Source organism: Paenibacillus sp. FSL H8-0280 (genome assembly GCF_045040665.1).
GTDB classification, from domain to species: domain Bacteria; phylum Bacillota; class Bacilli; order Paenibacillales; family Paenibacillaceae; genus Paenibacillus; species Paenibacillus xylanexedens_A.
The window spans coordinates 1,447,619-1,473,727 of the sequence record NZ_CP150296.1; the positions used below are offsets into that span (position 1 = coordinate 1,447,619).

Annotated in this window: 23 protein-coding genes; 19 read left to right on the forward strand and 4 right to left on the reverse strand. The window is 45.4% G+C overall.

Annotated elements, in window-relative coordinates:
- Positions 1-7: 7 nt before the first annotated feature.
- The 17 genes from MHI12_RS06350 to MHI12_RS06430 all read left to right on the forward strand — a co-directional run bounded on the left by MHI12_RS06350 (position 8) and on the right by MHI12_RS06430 (position 18,300).
- Positions 8-1,030, forward strand: coding sequence for a glycosyltransferase (locus MHI12_RS06350; RefSeq protein WP_076209611.1), 1,023 nt, complete (start codon positions 8-10; stop codon positions 1,028-1,030).
- 43 nt (positions 1,031-1,073) lie between these two features.
- Positions 1,074-1,979 carry a glycosyltransferase gene (locus MHI12_RS06355; RefSeq protein ID WP_341010163.1) on the forward strand — a complete coding sequence of 302 codons (906 nt, stop codon included), beginning with the start codon at positions 1,074-1,076 and terminating at the stop codon, positions 1,977-1,979.
- Positions 1,980-1,987: 8 nt separating this feature from the next.
- Complete coding sequence (locus MHI12_RS06360; RefSeq protein WP_405171887.1) at positions 1,988-3,364, forward strand: lipopolysaccharide biosynthesis protein; 1,377 nt, start codon at positions 1,988-1,990, stop codon at positions 3,362-3,364.
- The gene (locus MHI12_RS06365) at positions 3,351-4,379 is read left to right on the forward strand and encodes a polysaccharide pyruvyl transferase family protein (protein WP_405171888.1); all 1,029 of its coding nucleotides are present in this window, start codon (positions 3,351-3,353) and stop codon (positions 4,377-4,379) included. Before MHI12_RS06360 ends, MHI12_RS06365 begins: the two co-directional genes overlap by 14 nt.
- Positions 4,376-5,758 carry a sugar phosphate nucleotidyltransferase gene (locus tag MHI12_RS06370; RefSeq protein WP_405171889.1) on the forward strand — a complete coding sequence of 461 codons (1,383 nt, stop codon included), beginning with the start codon at positions 4,376-4,378 and terminating at the stop codon, positions 5,756-5,758. The genes MHI12_RS06365 and MHI12_RS06370 overlap by 4 nt, the downstream gene beginning before the upstream one ends.
- Before the next feature lie 32 nt (positions 5,759-5,790).
- The gene (locus tag MHI12_RS06375) at positions 5,791-7,122 is read left to right on the forward strand and encodes a UDP-glucose/GDP-mannose dehydrogenase family protein (protein ID WP_047841972.1); all 1,332 of its coding nucleotides are present in this window, start codon (positions 5,791-5,793) and stop codon (positions 7,120-7,122) included.
- Between the two features lie 13 nt (positions 7,123-7,135).
- Complete coding sequence (locus MHI12_RS06380) at positions 7,136-8,056, forward strand: LCP family protein (protein WP_405171890.1); 921 nt, start codon at positions 7,136-7,138, stop codon at positions 8,054-8,056.
- 21 nt (positions 8,057-8,077) lie between these two features.
- Positions 8,078-10,237, forward strand: coding sequence for a hypothetical protein (locus MHI12_RS06385; protein ID WP_341010157.1), 2,160 nt, complete (start codon positions 8,078-8,080; stop codon positions 10,235-10,237).
- A gap of 10 nt (positions 10,238-10,247) precedes the next feature.
- The gene (locus tag MHI12_RS06390; RefSeq protein ID WP_253506283.1) at positions 10,248-10,832 is read left to right on the forward strand and encodes a VanZ family protein; all 585 of its coding nucleotides are present in this window, start codon (positions 10,248-10,250) and stop codon (positions 10,830-10,832) included.
- 84 nt (positions 10,833-10,916) lie between these two features.
- Positions 10,917-11,438, forward strand: coding sequence for a hypothetical protein (locus MHI12_RS06395; protein WP_221819125.1), 522 nt, complete (start codon positions 10,917-10,919; stop codon positions 11,436-11,438).
- A gap of 251 nt (positions 11,439-11,689) precedes the next feature.
- The gene (locus MHI12_RS06400; RefSeq protein WP_143760279.1) at positions 11,690-11,941 is read left to right on the forward strand and encodes a hypothetical protein; all 252 of its coding nucleotides are present in this window, start codon (positions 11,690-11,692) and stop codon (positions 11,939-11,941) included.
- A 32-nt stretch (positions 11,942-11,973) separates the two neighbouring features.
- Positions 11,974-12,882, forward strand: coding sequence for an ABC transporter ATP-binding protein (locus tag MHI12_RS06405; protein ID WP_310338365.1), 909 nt, complete (start codon positions 11,974-11,976; stop codon positions 12,880-12,882).
- Positions 12,875-13,666 carry a DUF2705 family protein gene (locus MHI12_RS06410; protein ID WP_341010148.1) on the forward strand — a complete coding sequence of 264 codons (792 nt, stop codon included), beginning with the start codon at positions 12,875-12,877 and terminating at the stop codon, positions 13,664-13,666. The genes MHI12_RS06405 and MHI12_RS06410 overlap by 8 nt, the downstream gene beginning before the upstream one ends.
- A 177-nt stretch (positions 13,667-13,843) precedes the next feature.
- Positions 13,844-14,917 carry an AI-2E family transporter gene (locus MHI12_RS06415; RefSeq protein WP_081745953.1) on the forward strand — a complete coding sequence of 358 codons (1,074 nt, stop codon included), beginning with the start codon at positions 13,844-13,846 and terminating at the stop codon, positions 14,915-14,917.
- Positions 14,918-15,131: 214 nt separating this feature from the next.
- Positions 15,132-15,527, forward strand: coding sequence for a GntR family transcriptional regulator (locus tag MHI12_RS06420; RefSeq protein ID WP_074093926.1), 396 nt, complete (start codon positions 15,132-15,134; stop codon positions 15,525-15,527).
- Between the two features lie 23 nt (positions 15,528-15,550).
- The gene (locus tag MHI12_RS06425; RefSeq protein WP_405171891.1) at positions 15,551-16,651 is read left to right on the forward strand and encodes a DUF1648 domain-containing protein; all 1,101 of its coding nucleotides are present in this window, start codon (positions 15,551-15,553) and stop codon (positions 16,649-16,651) included.
- 59 nt (positions 16,652-16,710) lie between these two features.
- A complete protein-coding gene (locus tag MHI12_RS06430) occupies positions 16,711-18,300 on the forward strand; it encodes an alpha/beta fold hydrolase (protein ID WP_405171892.1) in 1,590 nt (529 codons plus the stop codon).
- A gap of 125 nt (positions 18,301-18,425) precedes the next feature.
- On the opposite strand, the gene MHI12_RS06435 is transcribed toward MHI12_RS06430, so the two are convergent.
- Positions 18,426-19,784 carry a hemolysin family protein gene (locus tag MHI12_RS06435; RefSeq protein WP_076209623.1) on the reverse strand — a complete coding sequence of 453 codons (1,359 nt, stop codon included), beginning with the start codon at positions 19,782-19,784 and terminating at the stop codon, positions 18,426-18,428.
- Positions 19,785-20,160: 376 nt separating this feature from the next.
- Between MHI12_RS06435 and cls the strand changes: the two genes are divergently transcribed.
- Together cls and MHI12_RS06445 are read left to right on the forward strand one after the other, a co-directional pair.
- Positions 20,161-21,600, forward strand: a complete 1,440-nt coding sequence (gene cls / locus MHI12_RS06440) for a cardiolipin synthase (RefSeq protein ID WP_405171893.1) — start codon at positions 20,161-20,163, stop codon at positions 21,598-21,600.
- Positions 21,601-21,948: 348 nt separating this feature from the next.
- Entirely contained in the window at positions 21,949-22,860 is a 912-nt protein-coding gene (locus MHI12_RS06445; RefSeq protein ID WP_036611290.1) for a YitT family protein, read from the forward strand.
- 55 nt (positions 22,861-22,915) lie between these two features.
- On the opposite strand, the gene ligD is transcribed toward MHI12_RS06445, so the two are convergent.
- Genes ligD through MHI12_RS06460 form a run of 3 tightly spaced genes read right to left on the reverse strand, consistent with a single transcriptional unit; the run spans position 22,916 to position 25,948 of the window.
- The gene (gene ligD / locus MHI12_RS06450; RefSeq protein WP_076251456.1) at positions 22,916-23,806 is read right to left on the reverse strand and encodes a non-homologous end-joining DNA ligase; all 891 of its coding nucleotides are present in this window, start codon (positions 23,804-23,806) and stop codon (positions 22,916-22,918) included.
- 40 nt (positions 23,807-23,846) lie between these two features.
- On the reverse strand, positions 23,847-24,797 hold the full coding sequence (locus MHI12_RS06455) for a DNA ligase (protein WP_405171894.1): 951 nt from the start codon (positions 24,795-24,797) through the stop codon (positions 23,847-23,849).
- Between the two features lie 53 nt (positions 24,798-24,850).
- Positions 24,851-25,948 (reverse strand): endospore germination permease, encoded by a 1,098-nt coding sequence (locus MHI12_RS06460; protein WP_405171895.1) that lies wholly within the window; start codon positions 25,946-25,948, stop codon positions 24,851-24,853.
- Positions 25,949-26,109 lie beyond the last annotated feature (161 nt).

The window sequence follows — 26,109 nt, forward strand, 5'->3', positions numbered from 1 at the left end:
TGCCTGGATGGAAAATCCGACGGTGTATATGCTGCCTAAGATGATTGAGAACAATAAATTCAATGAGCTGTTATCCGATTCCATTGAGAACAAGGGATGGGAAGTGAAACAGTTTACCAAAAGAGATCTAATCAAACTGAAAAAAAATGATGTGCTGCATTTTCATTGGCCCAGCTTCTATTACAGAGGTTCATCCGTGCTGACAACAGTGATCAAGTCCATTCTATATGTATTGATGATTTGTTTTGCACGCTTGCGAGGGGCCAAATTGTTCTGGACGGTGCATAACATCTGGCCACACAACAGCGGCAAGACGCGGTTTGATTATTGGATGAGAAAAATACTGGTCCAAAATTGCTCCAAGCTGATTGTCATGGGTAAACCCTTGATTTCGGAGATCTGTTCGACGTTTGGGATTGATTCCAGCCGGATCGAGGTTATACCGCATGGACATTACAAGGGAGTGTATCAGGGAAAAGGAGTGAATATCCGTTCCCGGTTTGGCATCCCGGAGGATAGTTATGTGTATGCTTTCTTCGGTCAGGTGTCGCCTTACAAGGGCGTGGATGATTTGCTGGAGGCATTCAAGGATCTGGATTCCGAACAAGCCCATCTGTTGATTGCCGGTAAAAAGGTGAAGGACTATGACCTTGGAGATGAATTTCTCAAGAGTGGACATATTCATACCCATTTTCATTTCATCGAAGATGATGAATATTCGGACTATTTTGATGCAGTTGATTCTATCATTCTTCCATACAAGCAAATTGCAACTTCTGGCAGTGCAATTCTGGCATTGACCTTCTGTAAACCGGTGGTGGCACCACGGATTGGCTTGTTGGAGGAATACCTGCCTGAAGATTGTGCGGTACTCTACGAACCTTCGGATCCGGATGGATTGCTCAAGGCAATGAATATGATCCGGTTAAAACAATCGGAGTTTCAGGAAGGCAGTGGTTTTGTCAAAGCGTTGGAGCGGCTGGATTGGCCAGTGATTGCCCAAAGGACACTTACCCTGTACTCCAGTTAGTGCAGATGAACGAGTGGACCTAATTGAAAAATATGGGGATGAAATGATGAAGGTAACCGTCGCGATCTGTACGTATAACCGTGCACATGATGCGGTAGAGGCCATACGAAGTGCAATACAACAGAATTACGCAAGCAGCGACTATGAGATTATACTCATTGATAACAATTCAAAAGACAATACACGGGAAGTCGTGCTTCAAACCATCTTGCAGCATGAGAACCATTCGATCCGGTATGTGTTGGAAGAAAAGCAAGGCTTGTCTGTAGCCCGTAACCGGGCCATTCACGAGGCGCGCGGCGAGTATATCCTGTTTCTTGACGATGATGCTTTTGCTTGCAGGGATTGGATTCGCCAGATCGTTAGCGTGTTTGAGATGAATGAAAATATCGGTTGTGTCGGTGGCAAGATTGATCCGATCTGGGAAGTACCTGAGCCGATGTGGATTCCACCGGAGAACAGGTCGCTGTTCACCATTCTGGATTTTGCAGATGAAGTCACTGAAATGAAAAGTCCTTATATTCCATTTGGTGCAAATGTGGCTTTTCGTTTATCTGTCTTTGATCAACTGGCTCCCTTCCGTGAGGACCTTGGAAGAGTGGGGAATAATCTTCTCTCCAGTGAAGAGAGTGAGTTGATTGCAAGAATACGGACAAAGTTCAAGGTATATTACACGCCGTATGGCGCGGTACAACATAAAGTAGCCAAAGAGCGAACGACAAAGAACTGGTTTCTGCGCCGAATCTATTGGCAGGGTGTGAGTGATGCTATTCGGGATCAGGATCGTGGTGTTGTGCGTACGGCCAAACATGGCATCAAGCTTGCACAGGGGATCACAACCTCACTGATCTACATTTATAATGCAGATCGGTTCACACGTCAGCTCGCCAAAGTATGTTACCGAAACGGCATGATTGTTGGGTCGCTTCGTCAAAACAGTAAGGGATGAGGATCGCTATGGCGCAAGTTGCACTTCGCAAAGTATTCAGAGGAAACGGCTTAATGAGTGCCATATTTCAGACAAGTGGAACCAATCTGCTGGTCATGACACTGACGATGTTGTCTTCCATTTTGACGTCACGCATGTTCGGGGTAGAGGGAAAGGGTGCGTTCTCGGCCATCCTGTTCTGGCCTGCGCTCTTAACCGGATTGGTCGGATTTGGACTACCCACTTCTATCATTTATAACATCAAACAGAGCGCAACCGAGAAGAGTGCACAGTATGTTCGGTTAAGTTTTCTTTTTCAAGTTCCGGTGTGCATCATCATTGGTATTGTGGCCTGGTTTGGATTACCTTTCTGGCTCTCCAGCTTTCCGACGGAGGTCGTGCAGATATCCAGATGGTATACGATTGCTACCGTTCCTGTACTTATCGTCATCAATCTCATATCAGCGCTCTCGCAGAGTCGGGAGAAATTCGCTGTATATAATGGTATCCGGTTAATGATCCCCCTGTTTAATGTAGGCGGGCTTTTTGTGTTATGGGGCCTGGGCATGCTGAGCATTCAGCTCGCGGCTGCGATCTATTTTGTAACCAGCTTCTCAGTGGTGGCGTGGGCTATCTATGCCAACCGTAATGAATTGAGACTGAGATGGTTCAAGGATCGGGTGGACCAGAGTTCGGCCAAGAAGCTTTTTGGTTATGGCAGCAGGGTGTATGGTGTTGAATTGTTAGGAACGTTGTATACACAGTTTGATAAAATCATTATTTTGGCTTTGCTCACCCCGCGTGATTTTGGACTGTATTCCGTCGTATTTGCGTTATCCCGAATCTACAATGCCGTTCAGACGGCGATTAGCAATGTTGTTTTTCCAAAAGTGACCGGATTGCCCCAAGAGCAGATTATTCGAACAGTTGGCAGAGCCTTCCGTATCTCGCTCATGGTCATGATGATCATAGTAATACCCACCATGTTTGTGGGGAACTACCTGATGGGTCTTCTGTTTGGCTCCGAATTTTTGGAAGCGAGCGTTGCATTTTATATTTTGGCTGTGGAATGCATCATTGGTGGTGGCTCCTGGATTCTGGCATCTGCATTTAATGCACTTGGTCGGCCTGGACTTGTGATGATCAGACAGCTCATTGCACTCTCGGTTACGGTGGCTTTGTTTTTTGTATTCACCCCGCTGTGGGGGCTCAACGGAATTGCGATTGCCTTATTGATCGGGTCCATTGTACGAATGGTGGTTACTGTGGCTGCGATGAAGATTGTATTTAAGGTGAAGTTTGCCGCCATGTTCTATGACAAGGAAGATATACCGTTTCTCTATGAACGGTTAAACAAAAAAAGAAGAAGAGTCACCCAAGGAGGAGATGGAGATGCTGGGCACTAACAATATTCATCCAATGGAAGAGTTGAAGGGACATTTACGTCAAATTTTGAAGGTCATTCCACCGCGTACCGAAATCTATTATTTGGATTACCCGGTGCATAGCAACGGTGGCGACTTGTTGATTATGAAAGGTACTGAGGCTTTCTTCCGGGACAATGATATTCATGTACGTGCCAGATACAGCATTCTGGATTGCCCATTGTCTCTCAAGGTACCAGAAGGTATCACGATTGTGTTGCACGGGGGAGGTAACTTTGGTGATCTGTACCCTGCCCATCAGAAATTGAGAGAACGAATGATTGCCCAGCATCCGAATCACCGGATTGTCATTTTGCCTCAGACGATGTTTTATAAAAGTGATATTGAATTGAAAAAGACAGCCCAAGTATTCAATCGTCATAAGGATGTGCACTTTTTTGTCCGGGACACCTTATCTTATGAGATAGCCAGTAAAGAATTTCAACAAACCAATGTGTATCTATCCCCGGATATGGCGCATCAATTGTGGCCTCTTAAGTCCAAGAGCAAGCCTACCGCAGAGATGTTGTATTTCTTCCGTAAAGACATTGAGAAAACTCAGAATCAGGTGCATTACGAATCCGTCAGTGGACCTAAGGCCACGTTTAAAGACTGGGAGACATTGTACAACCGGGTAGACCGGAAGATCATTCGCATGATTACATCCCGGTTAAAGTCAGGGAAAGGCAGCTCTTTCGCCCGCTGGTTGTGGTACAAATACTCTGATCGGATGGTACATACGGCCATTAAGGAATTCAATCAATACCAAACCATCACGACATCCCGTCTGCATGGACATATTCTGGCCTGTCTCCTGGATCAACCGAACATCCTGCTGGATAATTCATACGGCAAGAACTCGAATTATTATGCAGCTTGGACCAAGAACAATCCGGCAGGCAGACTGGAGTCCAATCAGACCAGCACATATAACAAGCCAACCGAGACCGGCAAGGGAGCAAGTACGGTTGTGTTGTCGGATGGTGCAGCCCTATGAGAAGTATTCTGTTATCCGGTGGTTCTGGCAAGCGTCTCTGGCCGTTATCCAACGATTCCAGATCCAAGCAATTTCTTAAAGTTCTTCATGGCCCAGAGGGAAATCCGGAATCCATGGTACAGCGGGTATGGCGACAGCTGAATCATGCCGGACTTGCATCAGAGGCGCTTATCGCGACCAGTTTGCCACAGGTGGAGATTCTGACTTCTCAGCTGGGAGACGATGTGAGACTGGTTGTGGAGCCTGAGCGCAGAGATACGTTTCCTGCCATCGCGCTGGCAGCCTCCTATCTGTATTCCGTAGAGAGTGTGAGTCTGAATGAGACGATTGCAGTGTTGCCTGTAGATCCCTTTGTTGAAAAAGAATTCTTCGAAGTGCTGGCAACCTTACCGGAGATGCTTGATAAGTCTGGTGCTGATCTGGCCTTGATGGGAGTTGTGCCGACGTACCCGTCAGAGAAGTACGGATACATCATTCCGCAATCCCTATCTTCCAGTGAAAATAACAATGAATACGTGAATGTAGCGAAGTTCCAGGAGAAACCCTGCGAATCCGATGCGGTCCTCATGATTGAGCAGGCCGCATTATGGAATTGCGGGGTTTTTGCTTTTAAGCTTGGTTATTTGATTAATCTGCTCATTGAGATGGAACTGCCGATCCAGTATGACGAAATGCTGAAGCAATACGGAAGATTGAACAAGATCAGTTTTGATTACCAGGTTGTCGAGAAGGCAAATCAGATTATCGCTATTCCGTATAACGGCTTCTGGAAAGATCTAGGCACGTGGAACACACTCACGGAAGAGATGGGAAGCTCGGTTGTAGGAAAAGGGTGGATTACGGGAGATTCCTTGAATACACACCTGGTCAATGAATTGAACATTCCGGTTGCCATATTGGGATTGTCGGATGTGGTGGTCGCCGTGAGTCCGGATGGCATTCTGGTCAGTGACAAAGAAGCCAGCCCACGGATCAAGGAAATCTTGAAGAACGAGGATCAACGCCCCATGTATGAGGAGCGTAGGTGGGGTTGCTACCGGGTTCTGGATTACACAAAAAACGAAGCTGGCGGCGAGGTTCTCACCAAACGAATCTGCATCAGTGCCGGGAAAAACCTGAGTTATCAATACCATTTGCTTCGCAATGAGGTATGGACGGTTGTATCGGGAACAGGGGAATTGATTCTGGATGGGAAGAGCCGAATGATCGGGCAAGGAGATACGGTGATCATTGACCGGAGTATGCTTCATTCCGTCAGAGCCGTTACGGAACTGGAGATCATTGAAGTACAGATCGGCAGCCAGTTGATTGAGGAAGATATCGTTAGAGTGTCTACCGAATGGCAGGACATTGTTCAGACATATGTGAAGCACGCGTAACCAACACATTAGAACATGGGGGAGATTATGGAATGAATATTACGGTGATTGGCACAGGGTATGTGGGTTTGGTATCGGGCGTATGTTTTTCGGAACTGGGAAATAACGTGATCTGTGTCGACAACAATGTGGAAAAAGTGAATATGTTAATGGACGGTCATGTTCCGATCTATGAACCGGGTCTGAAGGATATCATGAATGCCAATATGAAAGCAGGAAGGCTGTCATTCACCACCAACATTCAGGATGCCATTAGTCGTTCGGATATCATCATTATCGCGGTGGGAACGCCATCCCTGCCTAATGGCGAAGCGAACCTGAGCTTTATTGAGCTTGTTGCGCGAGAAATAGGTTCTTATATGGATAATTATAAAATAATAATGACTAAAAGCACTGTTCCTGTCGGAACCAACGATCGTATTCAGGAATGGATCAGCAGTTTGACGAATCATCCATTCGACATGGCATCGGTACCGGAGTTCCTGCGAGAAGGTACCGCTGTCCAGGATACGCTCTATCCTGACCGGATAGTCATTGGGACACATAGTGAGCGGGCAGTCGCCACGTTGAAAGAGCTGCATCAGCCATTAACCGATCAGATTATTGTTACGGATATTCGCTCGGCCGAAATGATTAAATATGCATCCAACGCTTTCTTGGCAACCAAGATCTCATTTATCAACGAAATCTCTAACATCTGTGAAAAAGTAGGAGCAGATGTCAGTCGCGTTGCCGAAGGCATGGGCTATGACAGACGAATCGGTGCCTCCTTTCTCAAGGCAGGCATTGGTTACGGAGGTTCCTGTTTCCCTAAGGATACACAAGCTCTGATTCAAATTGCAGGTAATGTGGATTATGACTTCAAACTGCTGAAGTCCGTGGTGGAAGTGAACAAAGATCAACGCTTCAACGTCATTCGTAAACTGGAAGACGCACTAGGCTCACTCGAAGGGAAGGAGATTGCCATCTGGGGGCTCGCTTTCAAACCGGATACCGATGACGTTCGTGATGCTCCGGCGATTGAGATTATTCAACGTTTGCTTGAGCAGGGAGCGGTGATTCGGGCATATGACCCCATCGCTACCGAGAACTTCCGCAAAGAGGTGGATTCCCCATCCATTACGTGGGAAGAGCGTGCCATGAAAGCGGCGGAAGGTGCTGATGCACTCTGTGTTCTGACGGAATGGAAAGAGTTCATGGAGGTTAATCTGACTGATTTGGCAGCGCATATGAATCAACCCATTCTGATTGATGGAAGAAACATCTACGGAGAAGATCAGATTAAAGATACGTCCTTCCAATACTACTCCGTCGGTCGTCCAGGTCTAACCAATATTGATGGTAGAAAAACGGCAGTCATCTAACGGAGGCCATAACATGAGACGCGGGATCAAAATAACATTAGGTGCCATCTCCCTTGTTGCAGTTGTTATGATTGGATATTCTGTGTACCTGTATCTGCATGTTAAATCAGCGGCGGATCAAATGTATGAACCCCGGGAACCCATCAAGCAGGTATCTATTGTCGATCAGCGGGGTGGGGGAGATTTCCCTGTGGACATGGAGAATGAAGAACCTTTTAATGCTTTGATTCTGGGTGTGGATGAACGTTCCAATGATCGGGGGCGCTCCGACACCATGATTGTATTAAGTGTTAATCCTGCGAAACAATCCGCACTTATGTTTAACATCCCCCGAGATACCAGAACGAATATTGTTGGTCACGGCACGGAGGATAAGATCAACCATGCCTATGCTTTTGGGGGCGTTAACATGTCTGTGCAAACGGTGGAACAATTGCTTGACGTTCCCATACATTACTACATGAAAGTGAATATGGAGGGCTTTGCACAAGTCATCGACATGGTGGGTGGAGTGAATGTGAATAACCCGTTTGCATTTGACTATGAGGGTTACCGGTTCGAGCAAGGGAATATTCATCTGGATGGTGAAGCTGCTTTGGGATTTTCGCGGATGCGTTATGATGATCCGAAGGGAGATCTCGGGCGGAATGACCGTCAGCGGGAGATCATCAAACAAGTGCTGAAGAATACGGTCCAGGTATCTAACGTGTTGCAATTGGAGACGTTGCTGGACGAAGTCAGTGCTCACGTCAGAACCGACGTTACCTTTGATGAGATGAAGCAGATGTTCTCCAATTATCGTTCGGTACTGGATCATATTGAATCCGTTGAGATTAAAGGCACGGGCAAGAAAATAGACGGAGTGTATTACTATATCGTGGAACAGTCGGAACGAGACAGGATACATCAGATGATTGAAGAACATTCAAAATGATCGGATAGGGCGGTGAACCAGATGCGTATCTCCAGGCTAATGAAATTGTCCCTGATTGTACTACTAATGTATATGCTCATGATACCGGCAAGTACAAATTATGTTCAATCAGCTCAAAACTATGAGTGGAATAATATACCTATTGGTGGTGGTGGGTACGTTACGGGGGTGGTCATTCATCCGACTGAGCCTGATCTGGTTTACGCTCGAACTGACGTTGGAGGAGCTTACCGACTGGATGTAACTTCAGGAGATTGGGTTCCACTACTGGATCATTTTGGAGATGAGGACAGCAATCTGTACGGCGTGGATGGAATTGCGCTGGATCAGCAAAACCCCAATGTCGTGTATATCGCTGCTGGGAAGTACGGTAACGTGGGGCCGAGCGATATTCTGAAATCCACGGATCGGGGAGAGACCTGGATTCGAACCGGACTTAATCTTCGGAATGAATCAAATGGAAATATCCATCGAGCCATGGGAGAGAGCATCGCGGTTAATCCCACGAACTCCAATTACCTGCATGTGGGTACACGATATGATGGATTGTACACTTCCAGTGATGGTGCAGCCACATGGAGCAAGGTATGGGATGTACCTAGCGGACTGTCCGGTGAGGGAATTCGGAGTGTAGCTTATGGATTGAATCCCGTGACGAAGCAAGGTCAAGTTGTGTATGCGGGGGTTCGCGGCATTGGTGTGTACAGCAAAGCACCAAGAAGCAATGGGCAGACCACTTGGCAACTTACCGGGAGAAGTCCCGAATATCCTGCACGTATGACTGTGGCGAAGAACGGGACGTTGTATGTGACCACGGATAATCAGGGCGTCTACAAGTTCAATGGTGTGCAGTGGACGAATATAACACCCAGCTCCAGTTACTCATCTTATTATGGAATCACGATTGATCCCCAAAACGATAATCATATCTTGGCAGCCGTTCGAACAGGCGGAGATAATCTGCCACTGTATCGTTCCGTTAATGGCGGACAGAGTTGGACAACAGTGAGCAAAACGCTGGTATCCAAACCGTCCTGGTGGACACCCAACATGTTTTTCTCAGCGACATCCAGTATCAAGTTTGACCCACATAATCCGGGCACCGTATACGCTACAGACTGGTTTGGCGTGTACAAGACGGAAAATATCAATGGTACCACTGGATTGACTGGCAGTACTGCGAGTACTTGGGAAGCCATTACCGATGGTCATGAAGAAGTCGTCGCACTCACGGCATCCACACCACCACAGGGTGTTTCATTCTTTAGTGGTTTAACGGATCAGGTCGGATTTAGACATGAAAATGTAACCGATGTTCCTCTTAATAAAATCCCGCTCGCAGGTATGCGAGAAATTGTGAGTATTGACTATCATGAGGCAAATCCGAATTACATGATATTTCTGGGAAGCAGTGACTGGTATGGTACGACCACACGTTTATTTGTCTCTTCCAATAACGGAGTTACCGTAACTCCAGTAAACGTTCCGGCAGGTTCTACACTGGGGCGGGTGGCCTATTCAGCCATTAATCCAAATGTAATTGTTTATTACCCCCAGACCGGTAATCCGGTCAGAAGCACGAATCGTGGCGCAACATGGCAAAATATGAATGGTGCCCCTTTTCAGGCCATCGGGGGGAATATGGTTTTTGCCTATAATCATCCACTGGCTGCGGATCGCATCAATGGATATAAATTTTATATGTATGCTGCTGGTTATCTGTATCGGTCTACGGATGCAGGTGCCAACTGGTCCAAAGCGAATACAGTTCGCCTTCCTATTAATACGGATATCAATACAAGCTTCATTAAAGTCGAGGCTGCACCTGGCGTGGCGAATAATGTATGGGTGAGTCTGGGAACCGATGGATTATATGCATCAACGAACTCGGGAAATACATTTTCCAAGATCCAAGGTGTACAGAATTCCAAATTATTTGCCTTTGGTAAAGCTCAGCCAGGCAAATTTGTCCCAGCCGTTTATGTATATGGCACCGTAAATAATGTGAATGGATTCTTCCGTTCCGATGATATGGGGGTAACCTGGAACAATATAGGTCCTTTAGGTAATGGAATCGGGCTGGGCAATGAACCGCAAATTATGGCGGCAGACCGTCAAATCTATGGTCAGGTATATGTTGGTACAAATGGCAGAGGCATGTATGTTGGATCAATAGAATAACGAGAGAGATATGAAAGTGGTGAAGATCAAAATGATGGAGGAGGGCTCCGGGCGCACGAGACAAAAGCATGTACGAAGAACGTACGGATTTCTCATTGCTCTGCTGTTGATTGTGATCTGGATTCTGGTCATCTGGTCCATGTCCACGCAATCCTCTCAACAGCAAGACATTCAGCCTTGGCTTCATAAATGGTCTCAAAAATTGCACATCGGTTTTACGCTTCCCGATGTGCAATTCACTTACGGGGAGTATGAGTATTCGCTGAAGCAGCGGCCGTATGATTTTGCAGAGTTCATCTTTCGCAAGAGTGCGCACTTATTTGTATACGCTGTGCTTGCCGTGCTTGTGTACGGCGGGCTGCGGTACAGAAGAACATCCCTTGTGACCAGTATCGTTTCTGCTCTGGCTGTGGTGTTTGTTATAGCCTCCATTGATGAGTATATTCAGCAGTTCAGCCCGGACCGGACAAGCTCGATACGTGATGTTGGAGTAGACTTGCTCGGCGGCTGCTGTGGGATTGCCATATATGCAGGACTTCAGTCCATGATCCGAAGGATCAGAAAGGGAAAGCGTACTTCCATTCACAGTGAGTGATTTCCCAGGAAATTAGATGTATCGTTCAACTTCTACTTGTCTGTCATCCATCATAAGTATGGAGTAGGACAAGGAGGACTGGACATGCTGCGAAGAAGGAACCGGAATGCTTTGCTCAAAAAGATCGGCTTCATCACGATCATTGTATTATTGCTGTGGTTGATTGCCAGAACCATTCCGTATTTGTTTCAGGCAGATACAACGGATGAAGCTGCTGCTGTTGCCGAAGAGTTTTACAAATATGAGCAGACAGGTGACTTCGGCAGTTCGTGGGAACTCTTTCATCCCCTGATGAAAGAGCGGTTTCCCAAGAGTGCTTACGTACAGAACAGAGCACATATATTTATGCAGCACTTTGGCGTGGAAACGTTTGAGCTGGAGATGGAAAAGCCGGAGCGCGAGTTCGATGTAACCGTGATCGATGGCGTTAAGCCATTTTCTGAAGCCTACAGAATTCGGGTCACCCAGAAGTACTCAGGTACCTTTGGCCAATTCGATATTGTGCAAACCTGTTATCTGGTAGAGGATGGCGATGAGTGGACCTTACTCTGGTATTATCCAAATCAGAAAAATGAGGATACCTCGCAGGTCGATAATAGTGACTGATCAGGAAATAATATTAACCCATACATTGAACCGATTTGTATCATTTACCTAACATGAGGCTCCATAAATGCGAGACTTTTGTCGCATTTATGGAGCTTTTTTTGTGTTTTGCTTGTTTTTATGGCTGTAAAGCCTTGACATTAGTCCCGGTGTCAAGTAAATTACGAGATAGATACAAAATGTATCAATTTTCAGCGTCTAACGACAAATAACAAGGACTTCTAAGCTCCTTGTGAGGGGAAGGAATATCATTGATCGAAACGGGCCGCTTTTACTGTGTCAGTTGTGGGATGATTGTGTCGGTCACTAGAAGCTCTGTCGAAATGAAGGAAGAGGGCAATGGAGGCAATCACGTATTTCGCACCGGATTCTACCGGAGTGAAATGCCGCTTGGATGCTGTGAAGCGTGTGTAGTTGAAGCGAAACGTCAGGGGAAATCCCAGTTTGCGGGACAATATACTAAAGATTATGATACACTATGTTCATATGAGAAACGGGCATGAATGATGTGCTCGTCCATGAAGGAGGGGATTGAATGCAGCAGGAGCCGGTCGTCCGGATTCAGGGCGTCAGCAAGATCATATCCTCCCGATCATTGGTCAGCGACCTGACTCTGGATATTTCTCCGGGGCAGGTTTTTGGTTTTTTAGGACCTAATGGCGCGGGAAAAACAACGACGATTCGGATGATGGTTGGACTGATGTCCATCAGTAAAGGTGACATTTTCATCTCGGGACACAGTGTGAAGAATGAATTTGAGAAGGCGGTAGCCCAGGTAGGAGCTATTGTGGAAAATCCGGAAATGTACAAGTTTCTGACCGGGTACCAGAATCTCGTTCACTTTGCCCGCATGTCGCCGGGAGTTACGAAGGAACGTATTGCGGAAACAATTGAGCGTGTGGGGCTCACAGCTCGTATTCACGATAAGGTCAAAACCTATTCACTGGGCATGCGCCAGCGTCTGGGGGTCGCGCAAGCGATATTACATAAACCGAAGCTGCTTGTACTGGATGAGCCGACCAATGGTCTGGACCCACAGGGTATACGGGAACTGAGAGATTATTTGCGTCAGCTCACCCAAGAGGAAGGCATTACGGTCTTTGTATCCAGTCATCTGCTGTCAGAGATGGAGCTGATGTGTGATACGGTAGCCATCATCCAGAATGGCAAGTTGATTGATGTAAGAAACCTTCGGGCTGAAGCCGGTTCGGATGCATTAATCGAAGTTGCTTTTGAGCTGAATGATGCTGACCGCGCTGCGGATCTGATTCAGGGTGCTATCGTACAGGGCAATGTCCTGGTGATGCGGGTGTCTCGTGAGCAGATTCCGGATATCAATGCCAAGCTGGTTAGCGAAGGGTTTCAGGTATACGGTATTCGTAACGTGACTCACACCCTGGAAGAACAATTCTTGCAAGTCACTGGGGGTGGAGGCATTGGGTAGTTTTGGTAATCTGATATTAAATGAGAATATGAAAATTTTCCGTCGTCCCCGTACCTGGATCATGTTATCGATTCTGGCGCTGATCTCGCTATTAATGCCAGTGTTACTGCGAGAAGGCATGGGGTCCAATGAAGTGTTGTACTGGGAAGCGGCTGTAACGACCATCCAGATTACATTTTTCCTGAACACGATCTTCTGTGTCGTGATTGCAGCGGAATCGGTTGCGGGCGAATTTACGTGGGGCACCATTAAGCTATTGCTGATCCGTCCATGGTCACGAAGCAAAGTTCTCGCTTCCAAATATCTGACCGTCATTGGCTTCAGTATTGTCAGTACATTGCTGATCATCGCGATGGCCATGCTAACGTCTTATATCCTTTTCTCGCATGATGCTCCGGGAGGAAGCAGTAGTCCGGCTACGAATGCTCTGACGTTATGGGGATATTTGTACGTTGATCTGTTCATTACGCTTGCGATTGCCTTTATGGTGTCCTCCGTATTTCGTTCAGGTGCACTTGCGATTGGATTATCCCTGTTCATTATGTTCTCACAGAGTATCTTCTCACTCATATTCAATCCGGTCCGTTATGAGTGGGCCAAGTATGTTCTGTTCAACAACATGGATCTTAGCAAATACATGACCTCCGGGGCGGATTTTGCGCTAATGGGTGGTCCAAGTGCGGGAATGACACTGGGTTTCTCCATTGCAGTTCTGGCGGTGTATTACGTTATTTTCATGGTGATTTCCTGGGTTGTATTCAGCAAAAGAGATGTGGCAGGCTAACGCCTGCTTCTTTTTTTTGCTCCAATGTTTGTTTTGGAAAGAAAATAAGTGTATATTCAGCATCGCCTGTGGCATGACTGTCATTTAAGGGTACTTAGTATCATAAGTAAATGACTAGATATACATATGAACGCCGCAGTCACTTTGGCAACGCAGCGCATGGAGGGATCACGTTTCTTGATAAATAACAAGTTCTACCGCATATGCACAGCGATTATTCTGCTGCTGCTCATCGTGTATCTGGGGGAAAAAGTGAACTTTATTTTCAGCCCCCTGACCTCACTGATTCACATCATCATCATTCCGCTGCTGATTGCTGGTTTCTTCTATTATCTGCTGCGCCCGCTTGTCGATTATATGGAAAGGCATAAGATCAAACGTGCATTGTCAGTTCTAATTATTTATGTCGTAATTGCATTAATACTTGCAGGTTTTAGTGTGCTTGTATGGCCTTCCCTGCGTGAACAATTGATGAATTTCGTGGAGAATGCTCCAGCGTTGGTTACTTCACTCAGCGATCAGTTGAATGCACTTGAAAAGAGCAATGTTGTATCCAGATACCTGCCTGATGATTCCAATCTATTCTCACGATTATCCGATGTTCTGAGCCAAGGGATCACTCAGGTAACCAATTATGTCTCCGGGTTATTCTCCGTGGTATCCAATCTGGTTATTATTCTGGCAACGTTCCCGATCATGTTGTATTACATGCTTAAGGAAGGCAGCAAGTTTGGAACGAATCTAACCTTATTGTTGCCAAGGCATTATCGGAAGGATGGGGAAGAAACCGTCCATGAGATCGATGAAGCGCTAAGCAACTATATTGTTGGCCGGGTTATTGTTAATGTAGCCTTGGGGATTCTGATGTACATCGGTTTTCTCATCTTAGGTTTGCCTTACGCTTTGCTGCTGACTGTTGTATCGATTATTCTGAACTTCATCCCTTATGTGGGTGCTTTGCTGGCAGCTATCCCGGTTGTCATTGTCGCGTTTATCGAATCACCTTCGATGGCGATCTGGTCACTGGTCATCATTGTAATCGCACAGCAAATTCAGGATAACCTAATCTCACCTTATGTCTATGGCAAACAGCTCGATATTCACCCACTGACTACTGTTATCCTTTTGCTCGTGGGGGCTGACCTGGGAAATATCTTGGGTATGATCATCGTGATTCCCCTATATATGATTCTGAAAATTATAGTTCGCAAAATCCATTATCGGATTGTCGAAGATAAGACTGAAACTTAAATGGAATTTGAAATACAACGCTGTCGTGTGCTCGACTAGTGTTTGTTCTTGAATCACATCGATAAGTTCATCAGGATAAGCCGCATATCAATGGTGAAGGGTCAGGTAAGTTTGCCCTCGCCATTAATATGCGGCTTTTTTATCATACATATTGCTCACTCATGTTATACCTGTTATACTTGATATATAACAGATAACAAAAGAAGGTGAACCCTTGATTATTCAACTGGATATGCAATCCGAACTTCCCATCTATTCGCAACTTGTTTATCAAATTATTGAAGGTATTGCTAGTGGTGAGTTACAGCTAGGTGAGGCGTTACCTTCGGTTCGGAATTTGGCCGCAGATATCGGTGTTAACCTTCACACCGTCAACAAGGCATATACACTACTCAAGCAAGATGGATACATTCTGGTTCATAGACAAAAGGGAGTTGTAGTGAACCCTGATGGAATGCCTGGTTTAACAGATGATTTTTTGAAAAAGCAGCAAAGAGAATTAAGACCGATTATTGCCGAAGCGATCTGTCGTGGAATGACCAAAGAGGAACTATCTGCGGTGTTAGACCAAATGTATGACGATGTGAAGATGGGTCACAACAGAGAATAACGAATCAAGGGAGTGTGTTATGTATGCAACTATTTAGTATATTACCTATCATTTTAATCTTTGCTCCATTAGCCTTACTTCTATCCTTTGCACCATATGTGACAAGGGAAACCATTAGCTTTGGGGTTGCGGTAAGTCAATATAATTACTACACACCCATCTTACGTAAGCTAAGGAGTACGTTTGCTACCGTAAGTCTGATCGGAAACGGGATGATTATACTTGTCTGTCTGTATTTACTCCGATCTGCTAATGAAGATTCTACCGCAATGATTACCGGTGTTAGCACAATGATATTTATTGTGTACTGGGTAGCACTACACATCTTATTTCATTTCAAGATGAAAAAGATAAAAGGAACACTTACAACTGTAGAAGCACCTCAAAGAGTGAAAATCGATACCACCTTCCGCCAAAATAAACTCACCTATTCCAACTATTGGTTTCTCATTCACATTGCTATTATTGTAGCCATTGCGATCATTTCGATCCTGAATTATAAGGCACTCCCTAACGTCATTCCAATAAAATATGATCTTCAGGGCCATGTCACTTCCAGTGTGCCTAAAACCTACTTCTCGGTACTGGCTATAAATCTTGTACAGCTAGGAATCATTGCAATTATGATGTTGGTTAACTGGAGTATTAAATCAAGCAAACAACAGCTTACTACGTCTAATCCGGGCCAATTTGCTGCTGAAAATATTCAATTCCGCCGTAAATGGTCCCTATTTACGCTTGTAACAGGCTTACTTCTTACTATTTTATTTGCCTTCATTCAGATCAATATGTTCGTCCCTAATCTGGTCTTGTTAACAGCTATTAGCTTCATCACTCCTGTGGTGATTGTGTTAGGTGTTGTATGGCTGTCTCTCACAGGCAGACAAGGCGGTGGGAAAATTCGTAATCAACAAGAGGATCACGAACGATCTAAGGAGCAGCCAGTGAATGACGATGATTATTGGAAGTTTGGATTTATTTACTTCAATGCCAATGATCCTTCTTTAACCATAGAAAAGCGTTATGGAATAGGCTGGACAATTAACTTCGCTCGTCCACTATCTTGGGTCCTGTTGTTATTCATCATTGCTATTGTTGTTATAAGTATAGTCCTGAGCCAATAAAGGCTCATAATTCTATGCATATAATAGATGAAATTAATTATTAGGAGGAGTTAATTACAATGAACAATTGGAAAAAGCTATTACTTTCTCTTACTTTCGTAGGTCTCATCCTTCCGGTAACATCCATCTCAGAAGCTGCTGAAAAATCCGCTGGTAGTGAAAATCTTGTTCCTATTCGTGAGATTGCAGAAAAAAATGGGGCAGAGGTATCTTGGCAACAAAAGACAGGAGAAATCACAATACGAAAAAGTGAGCTTACGATTGTAGTTAAGGTAGGAGAGAAACAGGCGATGGTGAATGGGCAAGCCATATCCTTAGACAATCCTGTTCAGTTAACGAAAGGAACTACCTATATGGATGGGGCATTTCTTTCCGAGACGCTGAAGGCAGCACCTGAGGATATATTCATTTCCCTTATTAGTGAGGGCGATGGCAAGGAGGCTGCCAAGTATGTTCATACCTCTGTGAGTGGAGTGTTGTCACCCACGTTGTTGAGTCAGTTGTGGGGAGCTTTAGAAGGACAAAATGGCAAAATTACAAGTGAAGCCATAGCTAAGCATGTAGAAAATAATACAGTGCATCGCAATGTTACCTATACGTTCAAAACAGAGCTAACTCGTTTAAATATTACGGTCAGAATGAATCATAACGGACTTGTGGATGATTTGCATATTGCCGCCGCTACGCCAGATGTGTATCAAAAACCAAGCTACGACGACCCATCTACCTATACAGAACAAGACATTACGGTTGGTCAGGGTGATTTAGCTTTGCCAGGGACATTAACTTTGCCCAAGGGAGAGGGACCTTTCCCGGTTGTCATTCTGGTACACGGATCTGGGCCTAGCAATCAAGATGCTGCCATTGGTGGTGCAAAGCCGTTTCGCGATCTTGCGGTAGGTTTGGCTTCACAAGGAGTTGCTGTATTAAGATACGATAAGGTTACGTATGAGCATACCTATAAGGTGGCTTCACAGCCTAAATTCACATTAAAACAAGAGAGCGTAGATCAGGTAAACGATGCAGTGGAATTGCTTAAAAAGAATGCATATATTGATTCTACAGCGATTTTTGTAGCTGGACATAGTCAAGGCGGGTTTGCAATGCCGTTAATCATTGCTGAGGATAAACAACATGATATTGCAGGAAGTATACTACTTGCTGCACCAAGTAGTAGCTTTGCAGATGTGCTTACCGAGCAGCAGGACGAATTGGTAGAGCGGATGAAGCAGCTTGGTTTAGACACGGATGTCATTCAAGGACAAGCTGATTTTTATAAAAATGTAGCTGCGATGGTCAAAGATCCAAAATATTCTGTAGATCATCTTCCTGAGGCGTTTCCACTTCAACCTGCTTATTGGTGGTTTGAGCAAAGAGATTATGTGCCTGCGGAACTGGCTAAAACACAAAATACACCTATGCTTGTTATACAAGGCGAAAACGATGTGCAAGTGTCTATGAATCAATTCCAAACCTGGAAATCGTCTCTTCAAGGTCATTCCAATGTAATGTACAATAGCTATCCAAAGGTAAATCATCTTTTATCCAGCTATGATGGACTTTCGATCGGTCAAGAGTACGCTGAGCCATCTAATGTCTCCAAAGCCATTATCGATGATATTGCGAAGTGGGTATTAAAATCAAACTAAAAACGGGAGTTCCATTCTTGGGTTGAATGATAACTTGGAGAATTGACGGATAGGGCGAGATATAATAAGAAGAGGAGCACTTACCAATATAGGTAAGTGCTCCTCTTCTTATTTATAAATTTGCTTTATTTAGACCAATTGGACTCTTTCTCGTCTTCATCGGTATAATCAGACATGGTCAGTGGTTCCTTGGGAACAACGGCCACTTTGTAGAACCGATTCTTGTCTTTTTCCAGCAAAACAAAGATTAGATTCTCGAACTCATATTCTTCCTGTTCGTTCATCTCGGGACGATGGCTGTAGAGCCATCCACCAATGGTGTCCCACTCATCTGCATCCAGGCTGGACATAAACATGTCGTTCACCTTAGATAAGGAAACCTTGCCATCCATAATGACATAGTTCTCATTGATGACTTGAATATCTTCCACTTCGTCTGCGTCGAACTCGTCGCGAATCTCACCAACAATCTGCTCAAGCACATCCTCGATGGTTACAATTCCGGAAGTTCCTCCATATTCGTCGACAAGTACGGCGATATGTACGCCATCCTTCTGCATTTTCTTGAGCAAGTCCTTCACAGGAGTTGTTTCGTGAACAGCCGATACAGGCTGAATCAGGGAGGATAGATCAACAGGTTCATCGTTTCCGTAAAGTTCCAGGAAGAATTGTTTCGTATTAATGATACCGATGATATCGTCTTTACTCTCATTCACTACTGGAAAACGTGTATATTGTTCTTCACGAATGATCTCCAGGTTTTCCTCGTTTGTTCTATTCACATAAAGGCAGACCATATCGGTCCGGGGTACCATGATTTCTTTGGCTAACATCTCATCAAAAGCAAAGATCCGGCTTACATAACCGAATTCGGCTTGGTTGATTTTACCACTTTCAAAGCTTTCATTAATGATGATCTGCAACTCTTCTTCGGAGTGTGCATCTTCATGTTCAGAAGCGGGTTTGATTCCGAACAGTTTCACCAGTTGGTTCGCTGAGCCGTTTAACAGCCAGATAAAAGGATACATAATTCGGTTAAACCAGATGATAGGTGTAGACGTCAGCAGTGCAACAGTCTCGGCTTTCCGGATTGCAATCGTTTTTGGAGCGAGTTCACCAACCACAACATGCAGATACGTGATGGAAGCAAACGCGATAACAAATGATAAGAATGAAGAAACCGCCTCAGGAATTTGCAAGCTTTCGAACACAGGGTGGAGAATCTTCTCTACCGTTGGTTCACCCAGCCAGCCCAGTCCCAGAGATGTGATCGTGATTCCAAGCTGGCAGGCAGACAAATATCCGTCCAGATTGGCAACGGCTTGTTTAACAGCCAGCGCACGCTTGTTTCCTTCTGCAATCATTTGATCGATCCGGCTCGGACGAACCCGTACCAGAGCGAATTCCACTGCGACAAAAAACGCCGAAAGTCCTATCAAAAAAGCAACCATTACTAAATTTAACGCATACCTCTCACTTTCCATTCACTGCTCTTCTCCTTTAGGTAATAAGTTTTTAACGATTATTATATCTAATTTTACGTAAGAAGACCACCTCCAGACAAAGAAATGAGGAAGAGTCTGGAAGGTGGAATGAGCAGATTAGCGTCACAATGCGAATCTGCTCCATCATTAAACTGATATGTAGAAGGTAACACAGTCAGAATATACAATGAACAAAGTAGAAATTTGAATTTCCAGAATCAAGTATTCCGTCTGCTTATGTAAAGTTTTATCTAAGCAAACGTTACGAATAGGGGGTACATTGGGTATCTATGATTAGCTGTATACATAATCGTCAAAGATGTGTAGGTGAGAGAAAGGCAAGGTCATGAAGCTTGCCACTTGAGGAGGAAGCCGAATGTTCTGGCTGGTCATTATATTACTCGTATTTATTTTCCAGGCAGCCACAATTCTTTTGCTGGAATTTCGTAATCCGGCTAAAGCCGTGGCTTGGCTGTTTATTTTGTTCTGCGTGCCTTTGATCGGTTTTGTAGTGTACTATTTCGTGGCGCAGGATTATAACAAACGAAAAAAACTCCGCAAGGGTGGATCGCGCATCTTCCGTGAAATGAAGGAAACGATCTGGGAACAAGCCCACATCATTGGAGATGTCGAACAGATGCCTGGCGATCGTTTCAGCCACCAGCATCGATTGTTTAACCTGTTATCCCATCTGTCGGAGAGCCCGATTACAGGTTGTAACCACAGTACAGTGCTCACAAATGGTGAAGAGGCGTTTGCCGCAATGCTGAGGGAAATGGAAAAAGCAAAGCACCATCTGCATGTGGAATTTTACATTTTCCGTGATGATGTGATCAGTACGAAGTTTCAGGATGTCATGATTCGCAAGGCACAGGAGGGCGTGAAGGTTCGGTTTATTTGTGACGGTCTCGGCAGTCACAAGATGAGCTGGAGTTTTATCCGCAAACTGCAAGATGCAGGTGTGGAGTTTCATTATTTTCTACCGCCACTGATTGCAACGATTGACCGAAGAGTCAACTACCGCAATCACCGAAAAATAGTCGTTGTGGATGGACAGGTTGGTTTCGTGGGTGGCATTAATGTAGGTGATGATTATCTTGGACAATATCCAGAGGTGGGTTTCTGGCGGGATACACATGTGCAGATCGAGGGAGATGCCGTGTACTTCCTGCAAAGTACGTTCCTGAACGACTGGAAATTAGCTTCTGGTGAGCGAATTACCGAACCCCAGCTTGTGGAATTGTTTCCACCTCATATCTGTAGCGGGGAAGAGCGAATTCAGATTCTGGCCAGTGGGCCGGATCAGGACTGGGATGCCATTCAGGAAATGTGTTTTGGGGCCATTTCGGTAGCCTGTGACCGGATTTACATTACCACACCTTATTTTATCCCTGATCCTGCCCTGTATGAGGCACTCAAAACAGCTGCTGTCAGTGGCGTTGATGTGAAAATTATCATTCCATATCAATCCGATTCAAAGCTTGTTCATTTGGCATCCCTTTCATATGTAGAGGAACTTCTGCGAGCAGGTGTTGAGTTCTTCCAATATCGCAAAGGTTTTGTACATGCCAAAGTGATGATTGTGGATGAGTTGCTTGCAACGGTAGGCACGGCCAATATGGATATGCGCAGTTTTTTTTGCAATTTTGAGTTAACGGCTGTCCTGTTCGAGTCCTCTCCGATTCGTCGTTTGATCACTGACTTTGAACGTGATCTCGGGGAATGCAGTCAGATCGATGGGGAGGTGTTTCAGAAGCGTTCACGACGGCAAAAAGGCGCAGAAATGCTTTCTCGGATGCTTTCTCCGCTTCTTTAGCCGATTTAGGGCAGATTTCTGAAGATAAGTTCACTTTTTGTGAATTTATCTTCTTTTTGCTAAGTATTTTGCGCAAATTTGATCTTTTATGATATAATAGATATATAAATCATGTCTTGGCGAAGGAGGGGAGTCTGCGGGAAAACAGGCTCCCTTTTGCTCTCTTTTGAAAGTGCAAACCGGGATGAATAACATTTTGAATCCATTTTATATCGCCTTTAGATGCTTGCGCTGTATAGCCAGGGTACATATAGAACGCAGTTTGCTGTTCTCCATATGTAGATTCACCCTGAGTATTTAAATGATTTATAAAATGGATTCACACACTGATTTAACGGGGGGGATACCATGTCCAATGTAACGGTGAAAGAACTAACAGCCAAGCAAGCTGACCGCGGGGTCAAAAGCTCGGTGTTTACATTAAAGCTGCTGCAACGTATTGTGATGATTCTGATCGGTGCTGCACTAATGGCTGTATCGCTTGAAGTGTTTCTCGTACCGAATGGTGTTATTGATGGTGGGATTACGGGGATTTCAATTATGGTGTCAGAACTTACAAATCTGCCACTCGGAGTATTCCTGACCTTGCTTAACTTGCCTTTCCTGATTCTTGGTTACAAGCAGATTGGTAAAACATTTGCGTTATCCACGCTGCTGGGGATCGTGGTCATGTCCATCGGGACATCATTATTACACCACGTTCCTGCATTAACACCAGGGGAGCCTTTGCTCGGAGCTGTATTTGGCGGATTGATCCTGGGTGTGGGTGTTGGACTTGTTATTCGGTCTGGCGGTTCACTGGATGGTACGGAGATTGTGGCGATCTTGCTTAGTGAGAAGTCACCTTTGTCTGTAGGACAGATCGTATTGTTCATTAACGTGTTTATTTTCGCAGGTGCAGGATTTGTATTCGGCTGGCCGAATGCCCTGTATTCCATGATTGCATATTATATTGCGATGAAGATGATTGATATTGTGAATGAAGGACTTGACCAGTCCAAATCGGTATGGATCATTAGTGAGAAATATCGTGATATCGGTTCAGCCCTGACAGACCGTCTTGGTCGTGGTGTAACTTTCCTGGATGGAGAGGGTGGATTCAGCGGGGACGAGAAAAAGATCATTTTTGTCGTGATTACCCGTTTAGAAGAAGCGAAGCTGAAGACCATCGTTGAAGATTGGGACCCGCAAGCCTTTGTGGCTATTGGTAACATTCATGACGTGAAGGGCGGACGTTTCAAGAAAAAAGGTATCCATTAGCGATTGATATATACATGAATGATAATAGCCGACACCCTTGTGATGAGGGAGTCGGCTATTTTTTCTTCAAATGTTTGAGAATGAGCTCTACCGGTTGGGGTTCAACAGCTGCGATTAAATCACCGGTTTGGTTCAAGCGTTCAATAATGTTCATCAGATGGTAATCCTGGATGGAGACGTTGCTTCTAACCTCATCCCAGGTAAGGGGTGTGGAGACAGTGGCGCCGGATTTGGCACGTGGTGTATAGGGAGCAGCAAGGGTCTTGCCTCCATAATGCTGGAGATAGTCAAAATAAATGCGGTCTCCACGGTCCTTTTTGAGTCGTTCCAGTGTGAACAGATCCGGGTGCTTTTGAGTGACATATTTGCCTACAAAATAACCAACCTCTCTCAATTCATCAAAGGTTACCCCTTGCACAATGGGAACGATGATCTGAACTCCTGTTGCGCCCGAAGTTTTGGGAATGGACCTCAGACCAAGGGAAGTCAGGGTTTCGCCAACGATGAGTGCAGCTTGCATGATCCGGGGTTCATGTTCCTGAGAGGGGTCCAGATCAATCATCCATTCACTGGGCAGATGGCTTCCCACAGTATGCAGAGAAGGATGAAATTCAAGAGCAGCCAGATTACCAAGCCATAATAATTCGGGAAGTCCATTCATGACCACATAGCGGATGCCGTCGTGAACTTCAGTGCGCACATAATCTGGTACAGGCTCAGGGGCATTCTTTTGATAGAAAAATGTTCCTCCAGCGCCGTGGGGATATCTTATCGTCGTGAGAAGTCGATTGCTCGTATACGTGAGCAGATAAGGAGCCAGAGCGGCCAGCTTTTGCAGATAGATGGCTTTGGTAACACCCGCTTCCGGCCATAAGAGCTTGTCCGGGTTGGTGACCGTCAGCTCAGTGCCTTCTATTATGATGGTTCCCTGGATCTTGGGGGCCATATGGTACACCTCCTATACGTGTAATCAATCTTGGACTGACTCATTGAAGAAGCTGGTTCGCCAGACAATCCTCACGGGTTACATCCGCGAAGGTCTGAATACTGGGATGGCGCAGAGTGTGATGATGAGTCAGCTCCATATATTGCACTTTGACTCCTATTCGCGGTTCCACCCAGGTGGTCTCTGCACTGCGCTCGGGTACATTATGGAATGGTCTGTCCTGCCTGATCAGAGGCTCGACTTGATGTGTGAGTTCCCGCCACGTATTGGAGTTCAGCTTGCCAGTCCCGACATGACCAATATAGACAAAGTTTGGCCCATCATATACACCGATCGCGACGGCATTCACAATACCGCTCCGGTACGTGACTCCCCCGATCATGGCATATACGTCATGCATGATTTTGACCTTCTGCCAGCGCTGGTCCTTGCCCTGTATGCCATAATTGCTGGTGAGATCCTTGCAGACAATGCCTTCCATCTGATGTTGTCTCATGACCGTAAGCAGGGAAGCGGCATCAAGCGTATTGGTGACCTCCTGAACATGGGGAGCGGTGTTAAGGACCTCGTGCAACAGGCGCTGTCGATCTGCCAAAGGCTGATTCGTCACCCATTCCCCCTCATAGAACAGGATATCAAATACCATATAGGTGACCGGAATCTGATGTATGGCTTGGGTGATACCTTCGGGTCTGCTCATCCGATCCCGCCGAAGAACGTGATAAAACGAAGGTTTTCCGGTGTCCGGGTCCAGTGCAATAACTTCTCCATCCAAGATATAGGAGGAGCCTGAACATAGATTGCGTGGTGTTACCAGCTCGGGATACTGTGCGGTTCGATCATGTAATCTGCGATTCACCAGGCGCAGCTCCTGCCCGTCCTCATAGGCAAGCATGCGGACTCCATCCCACTTGATCTGGGCAATCCATTGTGGCCCTGTGGGCAAAGTATCTCTGGATATGGGTTCGAACGGAATCAACGGTTTGAACATGGGGAACTCCTCTCTCGCACTAACCAGTCGGCGCAGGTTAATTCGGAATTTAGTTATATTTTTTGAAAGCGGGACTTCATATGATGCACCAAAATGAGCAGTAACGGAAGTGCTATGCCACAGGTCAGATCCCAATCAATCCAATAGGGAATAACGACCTTGAGATAAAAGTTCTCGTTCGGAGAGATTAGAATAGACATGGCGAGAATAAGCATGGCACCCGGCAGGATCAGAGAACGGTGACTGGACAAGCGAAACAGATGAGCGACGCCCAGGACAAAACCGTAGAAGAACAGAGCGGCTTTGAAGAAAACAGCTATAATCCAGACCGATGCTATGAAGGCTTCGATGCGTTGCATAAAGTTTCCGATATTGATCTTCTGTGAAAGGTTGAATGAAGCGAACCAGTGATGCTGGGTCATCCATGGTCCCATGACGAGCAGACACATACTTAGCGTCAGTGTGAGTAACAATCCGCCAATCATCCCAGCTAACAGGATGTCCTTCTCCAGATGGGGCTCATTTTTAGTGTAGGGAAAAAGCATCATGAAGATGCATAGCTCACAGTAGGGATATGTGAGTACTGCAACAAAACCTTTGAATGGATCGAGAAATCCTTGTGCCAGCACAGGTTGGATGTTGGCCAAACGTACATGGGGGATTAGACACACCGTCAGAATAAGCAGAAACAACACGATCAGAGGAAGAAAGACCTCAGCAGTTTTACCAATGCTCTCCAGACCCGACAGAAGCCCCCAGACAAGCGCACACATAAATACCAAATGCAGAATCAGTAATGGAGATTCCGGCAAGATCTGAGTAGACATAAAATCGCCAATCTCCCTAATGAACGTTGAGGTACTGATCAGGAAATAAAAGAGATAAAAAGAACCAAACAAGGTCCCGATCCAGGGTCCCAGTGTTCGAAGAGCATTTTGAATCAGATTCAACCGGGGATGCAGTTTGTAGGCAACTAGCATAATGAAGAGTATTCCCAAGCCCCCTGCGACTCCCAATAAGGCTGATAACCAGGCATCCTGATGAGCGTAGGATGTGATCATGGAAGGGAAGACCAGAATCTGCTCCCCAATTGTGCACAGGAACATGAGTGAAGCGAGCTGTCTAACAGTCAAACGTCCCTTTTCGATCATGAGGTATCTCCTTAACATATCTTGTCTATGTATTGGTTAGAATGCACCAATTGTGCCAGTTTTATAAAAGCCAACTCAAAAAGCCCGGTAACTGATCTCTCTGTAATGTAGAGAAATCAGTTACCCGGGCTTAATAAAAATGAGGTTAAGCAAACATATGG